Source organism: Ruegeria sp. C11, assembly GCF_056537725.1.
Genome location: NZ_JBQFSB010000004.1, coordinates 40,427 through 57,904, shown reverse-complemented (window position 1 = coordinate 57,904; position 17,478 = coordinate 40,427). Strand labels below are relative to the sequence as shown.

Annotated in this window: 18 protein-coding genes; 7 read left to right on the top strand and 11 right to left on the bottom strand. The window is 58.5% G+C overall.

All coding sequences use genetic code 11. The features are described 5' to 3' along the window. Positions 1-29: 29 nt before the first annotated feature. Positions 30-1,004 carry an iron exporter MbfA gene (gene mbfA, locus ACR0NA_RS08980; protein WP_480728161.1) on the bottom strand — a complete coding sequence of 325 codons (975 nt, stop codon included), beginning with the start codon at positions 1,002-1,004 and terminating at the stop codon, positions 30-32. 127 nt (positions 1,005-1,131) lie between these two features. On the opposite strand from mbfA, the gene ACR0NA_RS08975 reads away from it, so the two are divergent. Beyond that, positions 1,132-1,749, top strand: coding sequence for a TetR/AcrR family transcriptional regulator (locus ACR0NA_RS08975; protein ID WP_480728158.1), 618 nt, complete (start codon positions 1,132-1,134; stop codon positions 1,747-1,749). Between the two features lie 57 nt (positions 1,750-1,806). On the opposite strand, the gene ACR0NA_RS08970 is transcribed toward ACR0NA_RS08975, so the two are convergent. Beyond that, positions 1,807-2,919 (bottom strand): S-(hydroxymethyl)glutathione dehydrogenase/class III alcohol dehydrogenase, encoded by a 1,113-nt coding sequence (locus tag ACR0NA_RS08970; RefSeq protein WP_480450928.1) that lies wholly within the window; start codon positions 2,917-2,919, stop codon positions 1,807-1,809. A gap of 130 nt (positions 2,920-3,049) precedes the next feature. Between ACR0NA_RS08970 and ACR0NA_RS08965 the strand changes: the two genes are divergently transcribed. From ACR0NA_RS08965 to ACR0NA_RS08955, 3 genes are all read left to right on the top strand, one after another. Then, positions 3,050-3,337: an I78 family peptidase inhibitor gene (locus ACR0NA_RS08965; RefSeq protein ID WP_170653502.1), complete on the top strand. Its 288-nt coding sequence runs from the start codon at positions 3,050-3,052 to the stop codon at positions 3,335-3,337. Between the two features lie 74 nt (positions 3,338-3,411). After that, entirely contained in the window at positions 3,412-5,064 is a 1,653-nt protein-coding gene (locus ACR0NA_RS08960) for a DUF6504 family protein (protein WP_480728154.1), read from the top strand. Positions 5,065-5,182: 118 nt separating this feature from the next. Beyond that, entirely contained in the window at positions 5,183-5,533 is a 351-nt protein-coding gene (locus ACR0NA_RS08955; RefSeq protein WP_170653498.1) for a DUF2794 domain-containing protein, read from the top strand. Here the strand turns inward: ACR0NA_RS08955 and ACR0NA_RS08950 are convergent. From ACR0NA_RS08950 to ACR0NA_RS08940, 3 genes are all read right to left on the bottom strand, one after another. Continuing rightward, positions 5,530-6,267 carry a C40 family peptidase gene (locus tag ACR0NA_RS08950; RefSeq protein WP_480728152.1) on the bottom strand — a complete coding sequence of 246 codons (738 nt, stop codon included), beginning with the start codon at positions 6,265-6,267 and terminating at the stop codon, positions 5,530-5,532. The two genes, ACR0NA_RS08955 and ACR0NA_RS08950, sit on opposite strands and share 4 nt — an antisense overlap. Beyond that, a complete protein-coding gene (locus tag ACR0NA_RS08945; protein WP_480728150.1) occupies positions 6,264-7,646 on the bottom strand; it encodes a leucyl aminopeptidase family protein in 1,383 nt (460 codons plus the stop codon). The genes ACR0NA_RS08950 and ACR0NA_RS08945 overlap by 4 nt, the downstream gene beginning before the upstream one ends. A 63-nt stretch (positions 7,647-7,709) precedes the next feature. After that, complete coding sequence (locus tag ACR0NA_RS08940; RefSeq protein ID WP_480728148.1) at positions 7,710-8,090, bottom strand: hypothetical protein; 381 nt, start codon at positions 8,088-8,090, stop codon at positions 7,710-7,712. Positions 8,091-8,244: 154 nt separating this feature from the next. On the opposite strand from ACR0NA_RS08940, the gene ACR0NA_RS08935 reads away from it, so the two are divergent. Both ACR0NA_RS08935 and ACR0NA_RS08930 read left to right on the top strand, forming a co-directional pair. Next, the gene (locus tag ACR0NA_RS08935; RefSeq protein WP_170653490.1) at positions 8,245-8,895 is read left to right on the top strand and encodes a carbonic anhydrase; all 651 of its coding nucleotides are present in this window, start codon (positions 8,245-8,247) and stop codon (positions 8,893-8,895) included. A gap of 105 nt (positions 8,896-9,000) precedes the next feature. Then, positions 9,001-9,537, top strand: a complete 537-nt coding sequence (locus tag ACR0NA_RS08930; RefSeq protein ID WP_480728145.1) for an SRPBCC family protein — start codon at positions 9,001-9,003, stop codon at positions 9,535-9,537. Between the two features lie 33 nt (positions 9,538-9,570). On the opposite strand, the gene ACR0NA_RS08925 is transcribed toward ACR0NA_RS08930, so the two are convergent. The 4 genes from ACR0NA_RS08925 to ACR0NA_RS08910 all read right to left on the bottom strand — a co-directional run bounded on the left by ACR0NA_RS08925 (position 9,571) and on the right by ACR0NA_RS08910 (position 14,041). Then, positions 9,571-10,488, bottom strand: a complete 918-nt coding sequence (locus ACR0NA_RS08925; protein WP_480728142.1) for an endonuclease/exonuclease/phosphatase family protein — start codon at positions 10,486-10,488, stop codon at positions 9,571-9,573. Positions 10,489-10,686: 198 nt separating this feature from the next. Beyond that, a complete protein-coding gene (locus tag ACR0NA_RS08920; protein WP_170653484.1) occupies positions 10,687-11,709 on the bottom strand; it encodes an aspartate-semialdehyde dehydrogenase in 1,023 nt (340 codons plus the stop codon). Positions 11,710-11,812: 103 nt separating this feature from the next. Further along, positions 11,813-12,844 (bottom strand): glycosyltransferase family 4 protein, encoded by a 1,032-nt coding sequence (locus ACR0NA_RS08915; protein ID WP_480728139.1) that lies wholly within the window; start codon positions 12,842-12,844, stop codon positions 11,813-11,815. 24 nt (positions 12,845-12,868) lie between these two features. After that, a complete protein-coding gene (locus tag ACR0NA_RS08910) occupies positions 12,869-14,041 on the bottom strand; it encodes an MFS transporter (protein WP_480728137.1) in 1,173 nt (390 codons plus the stop codon). Positions 14,042-14,182: 141 nt separating this feature from the next. Between ACR0NA_RS08910 and ACR0NA_RS08905 the strand changes: the two genes are divergently transcribed. Next, on the top strand, positions 14,183-15,325 hold the full coding sequence (locus ACR0NA_RS08905; RefSeq protein WP_480728135.1) for a DUF3095 domain-containing protein: 1,143 nt from the start codon (positions 14,183-14,185) through the stop codon (positions 15,323-15,325). A gap of 6 nt (positions 15,326-15,331) precedes the next feature. On the opposite strand, the gene ACR0NA_RS08900 is transcribed toward ACR0NA_RS08905, so the two are convergent. Further along, positions 15,332-16,387: a branched-chain amino acid ABC transporter permease gene (locus ACR0NA_RS08900; RefSeq protein ID WP_170653477.1), complete on the bottom strand. Its 1,056-nt coding sequence runs from the start codon at positions 16,385-16,387 to the stop codon at positions 15,332-15,334. Continuing rightward, a complete protein-coding gene (locus ACR0NA_RS08895) occupies positions 16,384-17,415 on the bottom strand; it encodes a branched-chain amino acid ABC transporter permease (protein ID WP_480728130.1) in 1,032 nt (343 codons plus the stop codon). The genes ACR0NA_RS08900 and ACR0NA_RS08895 overlap by 4 nt, the downstream gene beginning before the upstream one ends. Between the last annotated feature and the right edge of the window lie 63 nt (positions 17,416-17,478).

The window sequence follows — 17,478 nt, the reverse complement described above, 5'->3', positions numbered from 1 at the left end:
CAATTTCACCGCATCACAAGGGCAACACGCTATCCACTGCCGATCAGAATGCCTGCTGCCAGAACCAGCGACCCGCCCAGAACCACCTGAAACGCCGAGCGGAAAAAGGGCGTATCCATGAATCTGTTCTGAATCCAGGCGATGGCCCACAACTCGCAAAACACCACAAGGAAAGCGATGATTGTGGCAGTCCAGAATTCCGGGATCAGATAGGGTAAAGCATGCCCCAGCCCGCCAACCGCAGTCATGACGCCCGAGGCCAACCCCCGTTTGATTGGCGAACCCCGGCCTGAAAGCTCTCCGTCATCCGATGCGGCCTCGGTAAAGCCCATCGAAATCCCCGCCCCGACCGACGCGGCCAGCCCGACCAGAAAAGTTGTCCAGGTGTCCTGTGTCGCAAAGGCCGTGGCAAAAATAGGTGCCAGCGTCGAAACAGACCCGTCCATCAGACCCGCCAAGCCCGGCTGCACCCATGTCAGTATGAATTGCCGGTGTGATGTCGCATCCTCGGATTCGCGGCTCTCTCCGTCCAAAAAGGTATCTTCCAATTTCTGGGCTTTAGCCTCATGACCGGCTTCCGCCACGGCCAGATCCCCCAGCAACTTGCGCGTTGCAGCGTCGGACGTACGGGCGGCAGCGGTCAGATAAAATCGTTCGGCATCACGCTCCATCATCGTCGCTTCTTCGCGAATGCGTTCGATACCCAGATTTTCAACCAGCCAGATGGGTCGCCGCGCGTAATACCCGGCCACATGTTCCCGCCGGATCAGGGGTATCACCGATCCGAACCGCTGTTCATGCAAGGAAATCAACCGCGCACGATGCTGATCCTCTTCCGCAGCCATGCCATCAAAAACTCTGGAAGTTGAAGGATACTCTTCTCTCAATTTTTCGGCATATGAGCGATAGATACGCGCGTCATCCTCTTCGGACGAAATAGCCAGAGCGATAACTTCCTGATCCGTCAGGTCCCGAAAATGTTTGCGTTGGGTGAAGAACCGCATGCCTGCCCTCTTTTTAGAATAGTTCTAAAATACTGATTGATACAAATCATGCAACCGGTGCCGATAATCGTTGAAACTGAACTGAACGGTTTATAAATTTGAAGAACCGAATTCTTCAGGAGATGTCATGACCCAGGCCGCCACTATCCTTCGCACAGGGCGCAAATTCGATCAGGTTTTGCGTGGCGCGCGCGAGGTGTTCATGGCCGACGGGTTCGAAGGCGCAAGTGTGGACGACATCGCCCGCGCAGCAGGAGTGTCCAAGGCGACGCTTTACAGCTATTTTCCCGACAAACGCCTGCTGTTCATGGAGGTGGCTCAGACGGAATGCCAGCGTATGTCCGAGCGCATTCTGTCCATGGTCCACGACTGCAAACCAGTGCGCGAGGTGTTGACCATCGCAGCCGCGCAACTGGTCGGATTTCTGGTCTCGGACTTTGCACAGCAGGTGTTCCGCATCTGTGTGGCCGAACGCGACCGTTTTCCTGAACTGGGCCGCGCATTTTATGCAGCCGGACCGGAGAACGGTCGGCATCAGTTGTGCGAGTATCTTGAGAAAGCCGTTGAGGCAGGTGATCTTGTGATCAAAGACATCCCGATGGCGGCGGAACAGTTCTCGGAACTTTGCAAAGTGCGCCTTTGGACGCGGGCGGTTTTCGGAATTCAAACCACTTTTTCGCAGGCCGAAGTGGACGAAGTCGCAATACAGGCCGTGGATACATTTATGGCGCGCTACGGGCGCTGAGCAAACGGAAAAAATCCAATGAAAAAGGGCCGCAAATTGCGGCCCTTCAATTCAATATCAGTAGAGCACCACGCTGCGGATGCTTTCGCCCGCATGCATCAGGTCAAAGCCCTTGTTGATGTCATCCAACCCCATGGTGTGGGTGATCATCGGGTCGATCTCGATCTTTCCTTCCATATACCAATCGACGATCTTGGGCACATCCGTACGGCCCCGCGCCCCGCCGAAAGCCGTGCCGCGCCACGAGCGGCCGGTAACCAGTTGGAACGGGCGGGTCGAGATTTCGGCACCTGCAGGCGCGACACCGATGATGATCGATTCACCCCAGCCTTTGTGCGCCGATTCAAGCGCTGCGCGCATCACGCCCACATTGCCGGTGGCGTCAAAGGTATAGTCCGCGCCGCCTTTGGTCAGGTTAACCAAATAGGGAACCAGATCACCCTCTACATCACTCGGGTTGACGAAATCGGTCATGCCAAACTTGGTCGCCATCTCGACCTTTGACGGATTGAGGTCGACACCGACGATCTGATCGGCTCCGGCCAGACGCAGGCCTTGGATCACGTTCAGACCAATACCGCCCAGACCGAACACGATGGCGCGGCTGCCGATTTCAACCTTGGCCGTGTTGATCACCGCACCGATGCCGGTGGTGACGCCACAGCCGATATAGCAAATCTTGTCGAACGGCGCGTCCTCACGCACCTTGGCCAACGCAATCTCAGGCAGGACAGTGTGATTGGCGAAGGTCGAGCAGCCCATGTAATGCAGGATCGGATCGCCATCCAGCGTCGAAAAGCGCGAGGTGCCATCGGGCATCAGACCCTGCCCCTGCGTCTCGCGGATCGCCTGACAGAGGTTGGTCTTGGGGTGCAGACAGTATTCGCATTCCCGGCATTCCGGGGTGTAAAGCGGGATGACGTGATCACCCGGTTTCAGACTGGTCACGCCCGGTCCGACCTCGACCACCACGCCTGCGCCTTCGTGGCCCAGAATGGCCGGGAACAACCCCTCGGGGTCGGCACCGGACAGGGTGAACTCGTCTGTGTGACAAATGCCGGTGGCTTTGATTTCCACCAGAACCTCACCCGCCTTGGGGCCTTCGAGGTTCACATCCATCACTTCCAAAGGTTTGCCCGCCTGAACTGCGACGGCTGCACGGGTACGCATGGTGCTAATCTCCCTGTCAATTTTGCCCCGACCCTGCGTCAATTACAGGGTGTTTTCAACTGCGCTTTCGTGACAGGTTGGCTAAATATTTGATATTACATATCCGACATAAGCGATTGAAGGAGCGCCAATGTACCGTTTTGTCCCGATTCTGATCATGTTGGCGGCGTGTGCTGAATCAGAGATTCCAATCGAAAGCGCATCCACACCCGAGGCGGCGCCGGTCGATCTGGCCTTCTGCAAGGGAGAGGCGTTCGCCGACTCGATCGGTCAGCCAGTTTCATCGATTCAGGCAAGCCTGCCGGAAAAGGCACGCGTGCTTGGGCCGAACGACATTGCCACGCAGGATTATCGGGTTGACCGCCTGAATGTCTTTGTGAACGGCGCGGGTGTTATCCAGCGCGTGACCTGCGGTTAAAAACAGCAATCACCCTCGACTCAAGCGTAGATTCCCGGATAAGAACAAAATGAGAACATTTTGTTGACTGTCCGATGCCGAAACGCCGAATACTCTCGTTGTGGTTTCCTCGCCTTGGGGCGGAAAGGCTGATACGCGCCGCGCGTGGCCTGCACGCTGGTCCGCTTGCCGTGGTGGCCGAGCGCGCCAACATGCAGGTCATCACGTCGCTGAATGCGCAAGGGCAGGCCGCCGGTTTGCGCACGGGGCAGCCGGTGCGCGACGCCCATGCCATGTGCGCAACCCTTGTTACACGTCCCCGCAACGCCCCGGCTGAGATTGCGTTTCTGACAGCCCTTCGGCGGTGGGCGGGTAAGTTCAGCCCCTGGGTAGCCGAAGAGGCCCCCGACGGGCTGGTCATTGACCTGTCAGGCTGTGCGCATCTGTTTGGCGGCGAAGAAACCCTGTTGTCCATAGTCGAAGCCGATTGCGCCGATATGGGCCTGAGCGTGCAAATGGGCATCGCTGATACGCTGGGCGCGGCTTGGGCGCTGGCGCGCTATGCAGGACAGGAGGCTGCATCGGATCGTACCGGCGACGCCATCAGCCAGGAGGCCCGCGCCACCCGTGCCCGTGCGGGCAAGCGGCGGCACTGGACCAAAGGCGGCGCGGCGCCTCAGGTGGCGGCGTCGGGTGGCGGGGCCCGGATTGCGGCACCGGGTCAGGCCTATGGCGCACTCAGCCCATTGCCGATCGCGGCGCTGCGGCTGGACGATCAGACCATCGCGCAACTGAACCGGCTGGGCCTGCGTCGGATCGGTGATCTGCTGGGCCAGCCCCGCGCCAGCCTGGCCCGGCGATTCGGACGGGGCCTGGTGCTGCGGCTGGATCAGGCCATGGGCAGCGCGCCCGAACCGGTCTCGCCTGCCCGCCGCCCACTTCACTTTGCAGTGCGGATGACCCTGCCCAACCCAATTGGCCTGCAAGAAGATGTGATGGCCGCCATCGACCGGGTTCTGCCCACGCTCTGCACCCGGCTGGAAGAAAAGGGGCGCGGGGCGCGAACCCTGCGGCTGGAGGCGCACCGCGCTGACCAGGCTACCGAGGTGATCGAGGTCGGGATGGCCAGTCCAACCTTTGACAAACATCGCATTCGCCCTTTGTTAGAGATGAAAATTGACAAGATCGATGCAGGCTATGGCATCGACATGCTGCGGCTTGAGGCAGTGCAGACCGAGCCTGTCTACGCCCGCACGCTGTCTGGTCATGCCGAGGCCCGTCAAGCGGTGCGCAACCGCCTGGAGGGTCATACCGCTGTTGATGACCTGATCGGCAAACTGGGCACGCGGGTCGGGCTGGAGACGATCACCCGCTGTCATCCGGCCTCATCCCACATCCCCGAAAAGACCGCGCAAACGCTGGCCGCAGCCTGGTCGAAACCGGCGCGCAACTGGCCCGCCCCTGCCCGCCCCCGTCCTTTACTGATGTGGCAGCCCGAACCCGTGATGGCCCCCGGTATTCCGGATATTCCGACAGCATTTCGCTGGCGCGGCCGCGACTGGCAACTGGCGCAGGCAACCGGCCCGGAACGGATTGCGCCGGAATGGTGGCTGGACGATCCCAATTGGCGCAGTGGCGTGCGTGACTACTGGACCGTTGTCACCGAACAGGGCGACCGGTTGTGGCTGTTCTATGGCCATGGCGGAACGATGTCAGCAGGCTGGTTCTGCCAGGGGCGTTTCGCGTGAAAACCAGACAAATCTTTGGTTGGGACGAATCGATACCGCGTGTTCCCGGAACCTCAATTGCGGGTGACAAATATGCTGAAGGCTTGATTTGGCGCGAAAATCCGGCAAGGCTGGGAACATGAACATGCAGCCTCCCAGCCCGTTTCCAGCGGGTGCGGCCCCGACGCAGGTCGCCTTCGACCGACGCGAATTGTCTTTGATCCTCTCTGTTTACGGCCGAATGGTGGCTGCGGGAGAGTGGCGCGATTATGGAATATCAAGCCTGCGCGAAACGGCCGTGTTTTCGATATTCCGACGAACCGCAGAGCATCCCATTTACCGCGTGGAAAAACATCCGCGCCTGCGATTGCGGCAGGGCATGTATTCGGTCGTTGGGATGGACGGGCGTATTTTGAAACGTGGCCACGACCTGCGTGCGGTCCTGCGGGTGTTGGAACGCAAGCTGATCCGATCGGTTGACCCGGATTAGAGCCTTTTGTGGGCCGTGACAGGCCCATCACCCTGCGCCTCGATCCGGCTGATCGCCTGTTTCAATGGTTCAAAACGGACGGCCATATGATGGGCATTGGCGTGCAAAAGCGTGTCTTCATCCACAACCCAGGCCACATGCCCCTTCCAGAACATAAGATCCCCACGTTCGGGGTGGGCTCCATCCGGCAAATTCCTGCCCAGCGCCTGTTCCTGATCGCCACTGTCACCGGGGCACGAGACACCGCACGCCAGCAAAGCGGCCTGCACCAAACCGGAACAATCCAGCCCGAACCGGCTGTTTCCGCCCCACAGGTAAGGCGTTCCCAGAAACAGCTCCGCAACTGCAACAGGGTCGGATGAAGTGCTGGCTATGGGTTGGACATGGGCTTTAGGAACAAACCCCAAGTCTGTCTCCACAAAATTCTTACTTTCGGAAACCACACGAAGCTTGCTGCCAAAACTCAGCGACATGCAATCAGGGCTTTTCATGTCGGGTTCGGAATACACATGCGTCGCTGGTGCAGTGACCCAATGAGTCGGCTCAGCAACCGGGCCAAGCGCCTCTGAACGCAGCCAACCGAAATACCCGTCTTTTTCCGAAACAATGCGGTTCCACCCTTCGACCGTGTCTTCAACCGTCACCGTATCGCCGAACAGTAATTGTCTGTCGCGCCGCCCGTTCGGAGCGCGCAGCAAGTCAACAACCGGTAGAACCACATTGTACCTGGTCATAGCTTGAGCACCTCGGGCAGTGCTTTCAGCAGGGCCCGCGGTCCCTGACCCAGCCCGCCCTTGCTGCGCCCCGGCTCTTTGGCGCGCTGCCAGGAGTAGATGTCGCAATGGATATAGCTGCTGTCTGTCACAAACCGGCGCAGGAACAGGGCCGCCGTAATCGACCCGGCAAACCCACCCGAAGGGGCGTTGTCGAGATCGGCAATTCCCGGTTCTATCAATGCCTCATACGGCTCGTGAAACGGCATCCGCCATACCGGGTCGGCCACGATCCTTGCGGCTTTCCCCAGCGATGCCGCCACATCTTCATCGTCGGTATAGAATGGTGCCAGATCAGCCCCTACGGCAACCCGCGCCGCGCCGGTCAGCGTTGCCATCGAAATGATCAGGTCGGGGTTGTCTTCATCCGCCAGCGTCAGGGCATCTGCCAGAACCAGCCTGCCTTCGGCATCCGTATTGTTGATCTCGACGGTCAGCCCCTTGCGCGAGGTCAGGATATCGCCGGGCCTGAAGGCATTGCCAGCCACCGAATTCTCCACCGCCGGGATTAGAACGCGCAACCGTAGCGGCAAATTCAGCGCCATGATCATTTGTGTTAGACCCAGCACATTCGCAGCCCCGCCCATATCCTTTTTCATCAATGCCATTGCAGAGGCCGGTTTCAGGTCCAGGCCGCCGGTGTCAAAGCAGACACCCTTGCCAACCAAAGTCAGTTTTGGCCCGGCCTTTCCCCAGTTCAGCTCGATCAGCCGGGGCGATTGATCCGCCGCTCGGCCAACTGCGTGAATCATTGGAAGGTTTCGGTCGTTCAATGCCTCTCCGGAAATGGTCTCACACGACGCTCCGAACTCCTGCGCCATGGCTTCGACCGCTGATTGCAAGGCGTTCGGGCCCATATCGGCCGCCGGAGTGTTGACCAAATCACGGATCAGGACCTCGGCATTGGCCATGATTTCAACCCGCGTTGCATCGACGTCATCGGGGGCAATCAGTTCCGCCCCCGTAGACGATTGTGCCTTGTAGCGGTCAAAGGCATAACCGGTCATAAGCCAGCCGAAACATTCGACCTCCAATGCATCCGCCGCGACCCCTGAGGCAATGCGATACACGCCCTTGGGCAAGGCCTCTGCCGCCGCAGCCAGGGGAAAGCGTTTGCGCGCACGACTGCCTTTGCTGCCATACCCTGCCACCGCAAAACCGGGTGCCCCGTTGGCTTGGGGTATCAGCAGGGCCTGCCCGATTGCTCCGGTGAACCCGTTTGCATTGATCCACGAACTGACGGCCTCGGACTGGCCGGCAAGCCAGTCTTCCAGATCGGACTGTGCGATAACATGCAGGTCGATGGCCTGATCGGTCGGCTTGGCAAAGGTCAGGGGCATGGGCATCTCGTCCGTGTTGTTGTGCGCCCAGACTAGCCACCCCCGATCCACCCGCAACCCCCGTCAGACGGAAAGATCCTGTTGGTCCCACACCGCCAATAGCGACCGCTCGCCAACCCGGATCAGCCTGAAAAGCGTCGCGCCCGCTGCAACCGCATCGCCGGAATCGACCGTATCGGTCACGTCGCCGGCCACCCGCGCCAAAGCGGTCATGCCGACCTGATCGGCCATTGCAACCAGTGACCGGGCGCTTTTGCGCAGGCCAAGCCAGTCGCGCCGCCGCCACAGTTGTTCGCAATTCGACAGACGCGCCGCCATCTCCTCGACCGCGCGGCACAGGACATCTTCGGCACTGTCCTCTCCGAGTTGCCGGTACAGTCCGGCCAGACGATCCGCGTCCAGACGCACGGATTCGCATTGTTGAAGCGTAACTATTTTCTCCACCACATTTACCCCAGTATTTCCCGCCCCCACGGCGTAACCGTATCCTTTGGCCACAATCCTTTGCAAAAGGTTGCGCTTCTCATCGATAATCTCTCGAAATTTGTTTGAATTCGGACTAAATCAGCCGTCAGCATGAAATCGCGGGGACAGAATTATGGATGCTGCCAAACCTTTGCCGAACTACCTGGTACAGCGTTATCACGGTTGGAAGGCCACAACCTATTCCGAGAACCGGGCCTGGTACAGACGGCTTGCAACCGAGGGCCAGCGTCCGCGCGCCATGGTGATATCCTGTTGCGACAGCCGTGTTCACGTCACCTCGATCTTCGGAGCGGATCAGGGCGAGTTTTTCATTCACCGCAACATCGCGAACCTTGTGCCGCCCTATGCACCTGACGGCGATCACCACGGCACCAGTGCCGCCATCGAATATGCGGTCACCGCATTGAAGGTTGCCCATCTGATCGTGCTTGGCCATTCGCAATGCGGTGGCGTTCAGGGCTGCATTGACATGTGCAAGGGCCAGGCCCCGCAACTGGAAGCGAAAGAGAGCTTTGTCGGGCGCTGGATGGATATCCTCAAGCCAAAATACGAGCTGGTCGCCGATGTCGAGGACAGCACCGAGCAGGCACGTCAGTTTGAAAGACAAGCCGTTGTGGCATCGCTTGAAAACCTGATGACCTTCCCTTTCGTTTCTTCGGCGGTACAGGACGGAACGCTGAGTGTGCATGGTCTGTGGACCGACATCGGCGAAGGCGATCTGCAATGTTATGATCCGCAAGAAAAGAAATTCGTTTTGGTCTGATCCGACCGGCGCGAAAAGTCAGCGACTTAAAAAAGGCGTGTAACGGTACCTGTTGCGCGCCTTTTTTTGATATTCTGGGCCTGCATAGTTTGTTTGGAGCCCAAAATGAGATTGATCAAACGCATTGTGTACTCATTGATCCTGACCGTTCTGGTGATGATTGCCATCTCTTTCGTGTTGCCCGGCACGGCTCGGGTTTCGCGCAGTATCACAATAGATGCGCCGCCGGACGCGATTTTTCCTTATGTGAATTCCATGCAACTGACTGAACAATGGTCCCCCTGGCTGGCACGTGATCCGGAAACCAGACTTGCTTATTCCGGCCCGGACGCTGGCGTGGGCAACAAGCTAGCATGGACCTCGGACCATCCACAGGTCGGGTCGGGCACACAGGAAATCATCGAGAGCATCGAGGGGCAACTTGTCAGAACCGCGCTTGATTTTGGTTCGATGGGTAAGGCTACGGCGTCATTCACGCTACAACCCGAAGGGGCAGAAACGCAGGTCACTTGGGGGTTCGAATCCGATCTGGGCCTAAATCCGATGGCACGCTGGATGGGCTTGATGATGGATAAATGGGTCGGTGCGGACTATGAAGCCGGGCTTGCCAACCTGAAAACGGTCGTTGAAAACGCCAACTGAACCGATGCCGTGTTTCCCAAGGCGTTTTCTTTTTCATGGCAGCCGGATCCGGGCCAGAATGCCCAGGTGATCCGAGCCCATGAATGGTCGCAGCACGGCCGTTCCGGTTGTACCCTTGGGAACCAGCAAGTTGTCTATGGGCATGGGTATCGCCCAGCTACCCAGATTATATGTATTCAGCGCGGTGCCGAAATTCTGGTTATCTGCGGCCTGCCTGATCCGTTGCACGCTGCCACCCCAGGGGGCCATGTTGAAATCCCCCGCAATCAACACCGGACCATCCAGCTTCTCAACATGTTCCGCGACTATCTTGCTTTGCTCGAATTGATCAAAGGGAAAAGGCCAGCTCAGATGTACCGATACCACCCAGACCGGCTGTCCGCTCGGGGTCACCACCTGAATTCCGGCCAGCCCGTTACCCGGCAGGCAAAATTCCGAGCCTTCGACAATCGGTAACGCTGTCAGAACCGCGACATTCTGTTCGGGCCGGAATTCGCATTTTACTGAATGTGGATACCGGTCGAACAGGTTGCTCATGAATTTCTGGTTGTGGGACGAAACCTCTTGCAAGGTCACAATTTCAGCATTGGACCCAAGGATATCATCCGCCAGCGAATATCGCGGCCAGGCTTTGGACAACAGGTTCTTTTGATACAGCGTCAGGCATTCGTCGTCACAATCAGGCCCCGAGGGAATGAACCCGGACGCGATTGAACCAATGGCGGCAATCGCCAATGCCAGTGAAACAGCCGCAAACCCTTTTGCTCTCACGAACAGCAGCATGGCGGCAAACGCAACCAACAGTACACCCGCTTGCGGCCGCATCAGGGCAATTGAATCAGCCGGCGCAAAAAAACGACCGGTAAAACCGAAGATCACCAATCCCATCAGGATCAGCGCGCCGCTCAATACCAGAGCGCGGAAAATTCTGTTTCCTGCAAGACCACGCACGTCTCGCCCCATATACTCTGCCTGAGTCCGATATTGGTGTGTTTGAAGCAGCACGTCCAGCGAACAAAACACACCATGCAGATCACGAAATTCCGCTCGGTGCACGCGCCCTATAAGTGGGGACAGGCTTGTCATCTCGGGCAAAGAAAAGGCCGCTTCGACTGAAGCGGCCCTGACCCAATTCCCGGCGTTTGCCGATCAGCCCTTTTTCAGAACCTCACGGCCCAGAAGCTCGGCGATCTGTACCGCGTTCAGTGCCGCACCCTTGCGCAGGTTGTCCGAAACGCACCACAGGTTCAGGCCGTTCTCGACGGTTGAATCCTGTCGGATGCGGCTGATGAAGGTCGCGAAATCGCCGACGCATTCGACGGGCGAGACGTAGCCACCGGCCTCACGCTTGTCGATCACCATGATGCCGGGGGCCTCGCGCAGGATGTCGCGGGCCTCGTCTTCGTCGAGGAACTCTTCGAACTCGATATTCACGGCCTCGGAATGGCCGACGAAGACCGGCACGCGAACGCAGGTGGCCGTGACCTTGATCGACGGGTCGACGATCTTTTTGGTCTCGACAACCATCTTCCACTCTTCCTTGGTCGAACCATCTTCCATGAAGACGTCGATCTGCGGAATGACGTTAAAGGCGATCTGCTTTTGGAACTTCTTCGGCTCAACCTCGTTGATCGGGTTGTAGACGGCTTTGGTCTGGTCCCACAGCTCGTCCATGCCTTCCTTGCCCGCCCCGGATACCGACTGGTAGGTCGAAACGACAACACGCTTGATCTTGGCACGATCATGCAGCGGCTTAAGTGCCACAACCATCTGCGCGGTCGAACAGTTGGGGTTCGCGATGATATTCTTTTTGGAATAGTCGTGAATTGCCTGCGGATTGCACTCGGGCACGATCAGCGGAATATCCGGATCATAGCGATACAGCGACGAGTTATCGATCACCACACAACCCGCAGCAGCAGCCTTGGGCGCATAGTCTTTGGTCGCGGCAGAGCCCACGGCGAACAACGCGATATCCCAGCCGGTAAAGTCAAAGGTGGCCAAATCCTGGGTCGTCAGTGTCTTGTCGCCAAAGCTGACCTCGGTGCCCAGCGAACGACGGCTTGCCAGCACGGCAAGTTCATCGACGGGGAACTGGCGTTCAGCCAGAATGTTCAGCATTTCGCGGCCCACGTTACCCGTGGCGCCGACGACAACGACGCGATAGCCCATTTTTAGTCTCCTGAATAAAGGACGCGCGTTCATAGCCGCGTTGCAGAAAAGAAAAAAGGGCTTTCGGAGGTGAATTCAGCGAATGACGCCGAATTGAGGGGGATCAGCCGTTCAGAAGGCGCTCATACAGCGCAACCAACGCCCTTGCCTCGCTATTGATGTCGAAATTCTGCTCGACATGCGTGCGGGCTGCGATGCCGGAACGGGACAGGGAATCACGATCCTGCAACACCTCAGCCGCCGCATCTGCAAGTGCCGGTATATCACCCGGTTCGACAACACGACCAAGGGAGGGGTCCGTGACGATCTCGGAAAACGCACCGACATCGGTGGCGACAATCGGAACACCACAAGCCATCGCTTCCAGCGGGGTAAGGCCGAACCCCTCCCAGCGCTGCGGGGCGATGAACAGGTCCAGCACTTGATACCACTCGGCGATCTGATCGACGGTTACCTCGGGCATGAACAGGATACGGTCGGACAGACCGGCCCTTGCGACCTTTTCCTTCAGCTCGCCAAGAAAGCCGGTGTGTTTCTCGGTGGCCCGGCCCATGACGATGCCCGAAACATCCTCAAACCGCCCGCAAAGGTCGATCATCGCATCGACGAAGGCATCAGTGCCTTTCTGGTGCCGGATACGGCCATAACACCCCAGCAACAGCCCATCCGGCAGACCAAGCTGTGCCCGCAGTGCCGCCTTGTCTTTGGGCGGAATAAAATCCTGCAGGTTGATCCCGTGCATGATCACCTGTGCGTCGCGTTCAAGATACCCGGCGGTCTTGCGCGAAGTTGCGACCACCGCGTCCATCCTGCCAATCAGCCATTTGGTGTAACCGGTATGGGCGCGCTGAGAAGCACTAGTGAACAGCAGTTTCAGCTTTAATCGAAACAACCCACGCAGGATCAGGCCCAACAGCATTTCGGTGTTCCGCCGCGCGTGCCAGACGCGCAGTGTACGGCGCGACAGAAACGGCAGACGCCCCAACGGAATATGCGGAATGTCGGCGGGCAGGCCCGGTCCCGTTGCGGCAATATCGATCCATTGCACCTGCAACGGCACCAACCGCGCGATGGTTGCAGTCACCCCCGACAGTCTGCGTTTCAGATTTGGAGCGATGACGACAGGGTCTTTCACATGGGTCTCCCGAAGGGTGCTGCGTCAGTCCATGCTGTCCCGACTGAACAGATAAATCACGCAACCGATGGCAACAGTGATGGCAAAAAAGCCGAATATCGTTGTGTAGGGCGCGGTTGGTCCCATGTCCACCGTTGCCGCATGAATGCGCCCTGTGGCGAACTGTGCCAGCCCAACGCCGCCCACACCAAAGAGGTTCAGCAGTGTCACTCCCCGGCCAACCAGATGCGGTGGAATAAAGGCGCGCCCATGCGCCATGATCACCGGGAACGCCGCGCCCGAGAACCCGATCAGCGCCATCAACACAACCGACAACCAGACCGCATCATCGATCCACAGACACAGCAGGAACAGGGACAGGCAGCTCAGAACATTGCCGCCGAAAATCACCCATTTCCGCGTCCCAAGCAGGCGGTCGAGCGGGCCATAGGCAAAGGTACCGGCAATCATCGCGGCCCCCATGATCAGCGTCGCCTGACCGATCTGAGTGGTGCTCAGCCCGAAAATGTCCAGCAGATAGGGCCCGGCCCACAATCCGCGCAATGCTCCGGATGGTGCATAGGCCACCAGCATCAGCGGCAGGATCGTCCAAAGCGCGGGCTCTTTCAGCAGATCGACCAACGATCCCTTGTGTTCGGTCTCGACCCGCTTGGGATCATGCACCGTGAACCAGATCCCGGCGGCCACCACCGCCGAAATCACCGCCAAACCCGCAAGGGTCGCGCGCCAACCCATCAGTTCTACGGCCAGCGCCGTTGGATAAGATGCCACCAGATTTCCGACCGACCCCACACCCAGCATGACAGCGGCAAGCGTGGCGAATTTTGCCGGAGGGAACTCGCGCGCAAATATGAAGTACGATGCCATCAGAACCGGTGAACATCCGATCCCGATCAAAGACATTGCAAGGGCCACGTGAAACGGCGTCGTTGCAACGGCAAACAAGGCCGCACCGCCCGCACCACCGATCATCAGCAAAACGGCCGAGGTGACCCGCGGCCCGATTCGATCCAGCGCCCATCCCACCGGGATCTGCATGGCGGCAAAGATCAGGAACCACAGCCCCGAGGCAAAGGCCAGATCCTCGGGCGTCGCACCGATATCGCGTCCCAGATCAGCCGTCAGAACCGCCAGAAACGCGCGAAAGAACTGGCTTAGCACATAGGCAAGACACAACACCACCAATCCTGCCTGCATGTCCTGCCCCCTGCTTCGAACCTCTGCCAGGATGCTTGGCACGTCCCGGCGATGCACACAAGCACGTGTGGTTTGTTGCAAATACCAGTTCCGGGGTATCAAGACGTTATTGTTGCAACCAAACGCATCAATGGGGGGACAATGGCGGATACGCAAAGCTCGTTCTACGAAGGCCTGACCCTATTGCGTGATTTCGCCTCACTTGCGGAGCCCGTGCAGTTTTCTCCGGTTCCGGATGATTGGTATGTGGGCATCACCGACATCGTGAACTCAACCGGCGAAATCGAGAATGGCCGGTACAAGACGGTAAACATGGTGGGTGCTGCCGTGATCTCTGCCATGATCAACGCATTGAACGGCAAGCGGTTTCCTTATGTTTTTGGTGGCGACGGAGCTTCCTTTGCCGTGCCCGGCGAGGATGCGGATGCTACACGCGCGGCGCTTGCACAGCTGCGATGCTGGGCCCGGGAAGAGTTCTCCATCGAATTGCGCGCCGCGCTGATCCCGGTGGCGGATATCCGAAACACTGGCCGCGACATTCGGGTTGCACGCTATGCTGCGTCAGACGGCGTGGACTATGCGATGTTCAACGGCGGCGGTCTGGCCTGGGCGGAAACAAAAATGAAAGCGGGGGCTTATGAGGTACCTCCGGCCCACCCCGGCGTACAACCAGACCTGACAGGCCTGTCCTGCCGCTGGTCCAACTGCCATGCGCAGAACGGGCACATCGTATCCCTGATCATTCAGCCAACACAAAAGGCAAGCGAACGCGATTTCGCCGATCTTGCCCAGCGCATCGTTGCGCTTTCGGACGGGCTGGAGCGGGGCGGTCATCCTGTGCCGCTCAATGGCCCTCCGATGAACTGGCCGCCCCCGGGGCTGAATCTGGATGCACACGTATCGCGCGCCGGACGAAACCTCGGATTGCAAAAAGTGCTCCTGCTGGGTCAAAACCTGCTGATCTGGCTTTTGTTCAAATCCGGTAAGGCCATGGGCAGCTTTGATCCAGAGCATTACCGGCAGATGGTCAGCAAAAACGCCGATTTCCGTAAATTCGATGACGGGTTGCGAATGACCCTGGATTGCGATGACGCAACGCTGAGCAGGATCACCACCATGCTGGAAGAAGCATGGGAGGGGCGCAAGATCCGCTATGGGATGCACGCTCAGACCGAGGCGATGATGACCTGCTTTGTGCCTTCTGCAACGCAGGACGATCACGTTCATTTCGTTGATGGCGCATCCGGTGGCTATGCCCGCGCAGCCGCCACCATGAAGGGTTGAATTCCGCTACCTGTTCCCACGCAATCGTCCGACGACACCTGTGGGAAAGAAATAAACCGACAGGATAAACAGCACACCCAGCCAAAGCAGCCAGCGATCCGCGCTGAGCAGTTGTGGCAACACCGGCAACCCTTCAACAAGCCCCGAAGCCGTCCCCATCAAGGCCTGCAGATAGTTCTGGGCGATCACAAATACCGTGGCCCCGATGATGGCCCCATACATCGTACCCATTCCACCGATCACCACCATCAAAAGGATATCGATCATGATCTCCATCGACAGAACCGTATCCGGCCCCACATATCGCAACCAGATGGCGTAAAGGCTGCCGGCCAAAGCCGCGACCGCAGCCGACAGGCATGTGGCGGCAACACGATATTGCACCACCCGATATCCGATCGATTCAGCGCGAAAGTCATTTTCCCTGATTGCCTGCAAGACCCGCCCGAACGGCGAATTCACGACCCGCAACATCAACAGGAACAGGACGAGACTACCAAAGAAGATCAGGTAATAGGCCAGCAACTTGCCATTCAGTTTGACGCCGAACAGCTCACCACCAAATTTGAACGCAGGCCCCAATGCCCGTGGTGTTTTGAACGTCAGACCATCCTCGCCACCGGTCAGGCCCGACAGCTGACTGACAAGAACGGCAACCGCTGATGCCACCGCAAGTGTGATCATTGCAAAAAAGATGGCTCTGACGCGCAGCGAAAACAGCCCGATAATCAGGGCCAGTATTGCCGCAACCACTGCCCCGGCCACCGAACCCAGCATCAGCGCATCAAACCCGCGACCCAAATGTGTCGAAGCCAACGCCACGCCGTAGGCCCCGATCCCGAAAAACATGGTATGCGCAAAGCTGACGATACCGCCGTAGCCAAGCAACAGATCATAGCTGGCCACCAGAACAACAAAGATACAGATACGTGCCGCCGTATCCACGGTCCGCACACCGGGAAACAGAAATGGCGCCAGCGCAAGACAGATCAGAATTACGCCGAGGATCAGGGCCAGAGGAACCGAGCGGGGCGTGTCGCCCGAAAGAACAGCTTTGATCATTTTGCTTTCACCACAGGGATCATGCCCATCGGGCGCCACATCAGGATCGCGACCATCAGTCCGATGTTCGAAATCAGGGCAACTTTAGGCTCTAGAAAGGCAACATAGTTCTGCATAAGGCCCACAAGCAGCGCGCCGATAAAACACCCTTCGACACTGCCCAGCCCGCCGATGATCACCACGATGAAAATCAGGATCATGGCCTGATTGCCCATATGCGCCGTGATGACCTCCTGATAAAGGCCCCACATCACACCACCCAGCCCGGCCAGCGCCGAACCGGCAATGAATACACCAACAAAGACCAGCCGCAGGCGATAGCCCAGCGCCTCGACCATCTCGCCGTTTTCCACGCCCGCACGGACGATCAGCCCGATCTTGGTCCGACGCAGAACCCACCGCATGACGGCAAAGACAACCAGCCCGACCCCAACCGCGACCAGACGGTATTTCTCGATCGCAGCACCGGCAAACGTTACCGCACCTTTCAATGCCTCCGGCCGTGCGATGTAGATCTCCTCCGGTCCCCACAAGACGATGATCAGCTGCTCAACTACGATCAGACCGCCCATCGTGACCAGAATCTGCTTGAGATGATGACCATAGACCGGCTCGACAATCACCTTTTCAAAGGCCCAGCCCATCGCGCCGGTTGCCGCCATGGCCCCGAACACCGCCACCATCAGCGCGGCAAGGTTCAGCGCCAGCGATGGCGCGGAAGTCATCTGCCCCAGCACCAGCAACACCGACACTCCGACAAACGCTCCGACCGAGACAAAGGCGCCGTGGCCGAAATTGATGACATCCATCAACCCGAACACCAGCGTCAGACCGGACGCCATGATAAAGATCATCATCCCCATCGCCAGCCCCGATACTGTCAGGGTCAACCAGGACGTGGAACTTGGAATTACCAGAAACCCAAGGATGACCAGCGCAGGAATCAGCAGGACAGGCATCCACGGCGTCAGCCGCTCCACCAGTGAAAGCCGGGCAATCGTAGGCGCGTGTTCAGGTGCCGCAGTCATGACAATTCCCGCTTCTTCCTCTTGCAAAAAATATCCCCGCCGGAGGCTGAATATCTCCGGCGC

What these genes read in the sequence shown, in the direction of transcription:
- ACR0NA_RS08920 (WP_170653484.1), bottom strand. Translation starts at nt 11,709, where the DNA reads ATGGGCTATCGCGTCGTTGTCGTCGGCGCCACGGGTAACGTGGGCCGC.
- ACR0NA_RS08910 (WP_480728137.1), bottom strand. Translation starts at nt 14,041, where the DNA reads ATGCAGGCAGGATTGGTGGTGTTGTGTCTTGCCTATGTGCTAAGCCAG.
- ACR0NA_RS08935 (WP_170653490.1), top strand. Translation starts at nt 8,245, where the DNA reads ATGGATGCTGCCAAACCTTTGCCGAACTACCTGGTACAGCGTTATCAC.
- ACR0NA_RS08960 (WP_480728154.1), top strand. Translation starts at nt 3,412, where the DNA reads ATGCCGAAACGCCGAATACTCTCGTTGTGGTTTCCTCGCCTTGGGGCG.
- ACR0NA_RS08965 (WP_170653502.1), top strand. Translation starts at nt 3,050, where the DNA reads ATGTACCGTTTTGTCCCGATTCTGATCATGTTGGCGGCGTGTGCTGAA.
- ACR0NA_RS08930 (WP_480728145.1), top strand. Translation starts at nt 9,001, where the DNA reads ATGAGATTGATCAAACGCATTGTGTACTCATTGATCCTGACCGTTCTG.
- ACR0NA_RS08945 (WP_480728150.1), bottom strand. Translation starts at nt 7,646, where the DNA reads ATGCCCCTGACCTTTGCCAAGCCGACCGATCAGGCCATCGACCTGCAT.
- ACR0NA_RS08975 (WP_480728158.1), top strand. Translation starts at nt 1,132, where the DNA reads ATGACCCAGGCCGCCACTATCCTTCGCACAGGGCGCAAATTCGATCAG.
- ACR0NA_RS08905 (WP_480728135.1), top strand. Translation starts at nt 14,183, where the DNA reads ATGGCGGATACGCAAAGCTCGTTCTACGAAGGCCTGACCCTATTGCGT.
- ACR0NA_RS08900 (WP_170653477.1), bottom strand. Translation starts at nt 16,387, where the DNA reads ATGATCAAAGCTGTTCTTTCGGGCGACACGCCCCGCTCGGTTCCTCTG.
- ACR0NA_RS08955 (WP_170653498.1), top strand. Translation starts at nt 5,183, where the DNA reads ATGAACATGCAGCCTCCCAGCCCGTTTCCAGCGGGTGCGGCCCCGACG.
- ACR0NA_RS08950 (WP_480728152.1), bottom strand. Translation starts at nt 6,267, where the DNA reads ATGACCAGGTACAATGTGGTTCTACCGGTTGTTGACTTGCTGCGCGCT.
- ACR0NA_RS08895 (WP_480728130.1), bottom strand. Translation starts at nt 17,415, where the DNA reads ATGACTGCGGCACCTGAACACGCGCCTACGATTGCCCGGCTTTCACTG.
- ACR0NA_RS08970 (WP_480450928.1), bottom strand. Translation starts at nt 2,919, where the DNA reads ATGCGTACCCGTGCAGCCGTCGCAGTTCAGGCGGGCAAACCTTTGGAA.
- mbfA (WP_480728161.1), bottom strand. Translation starts at nt 1,004, where the DNA reads ATGCGGTTCTTCACCCAACGCAAACATTTTCGGGACCTGACGGATCAG.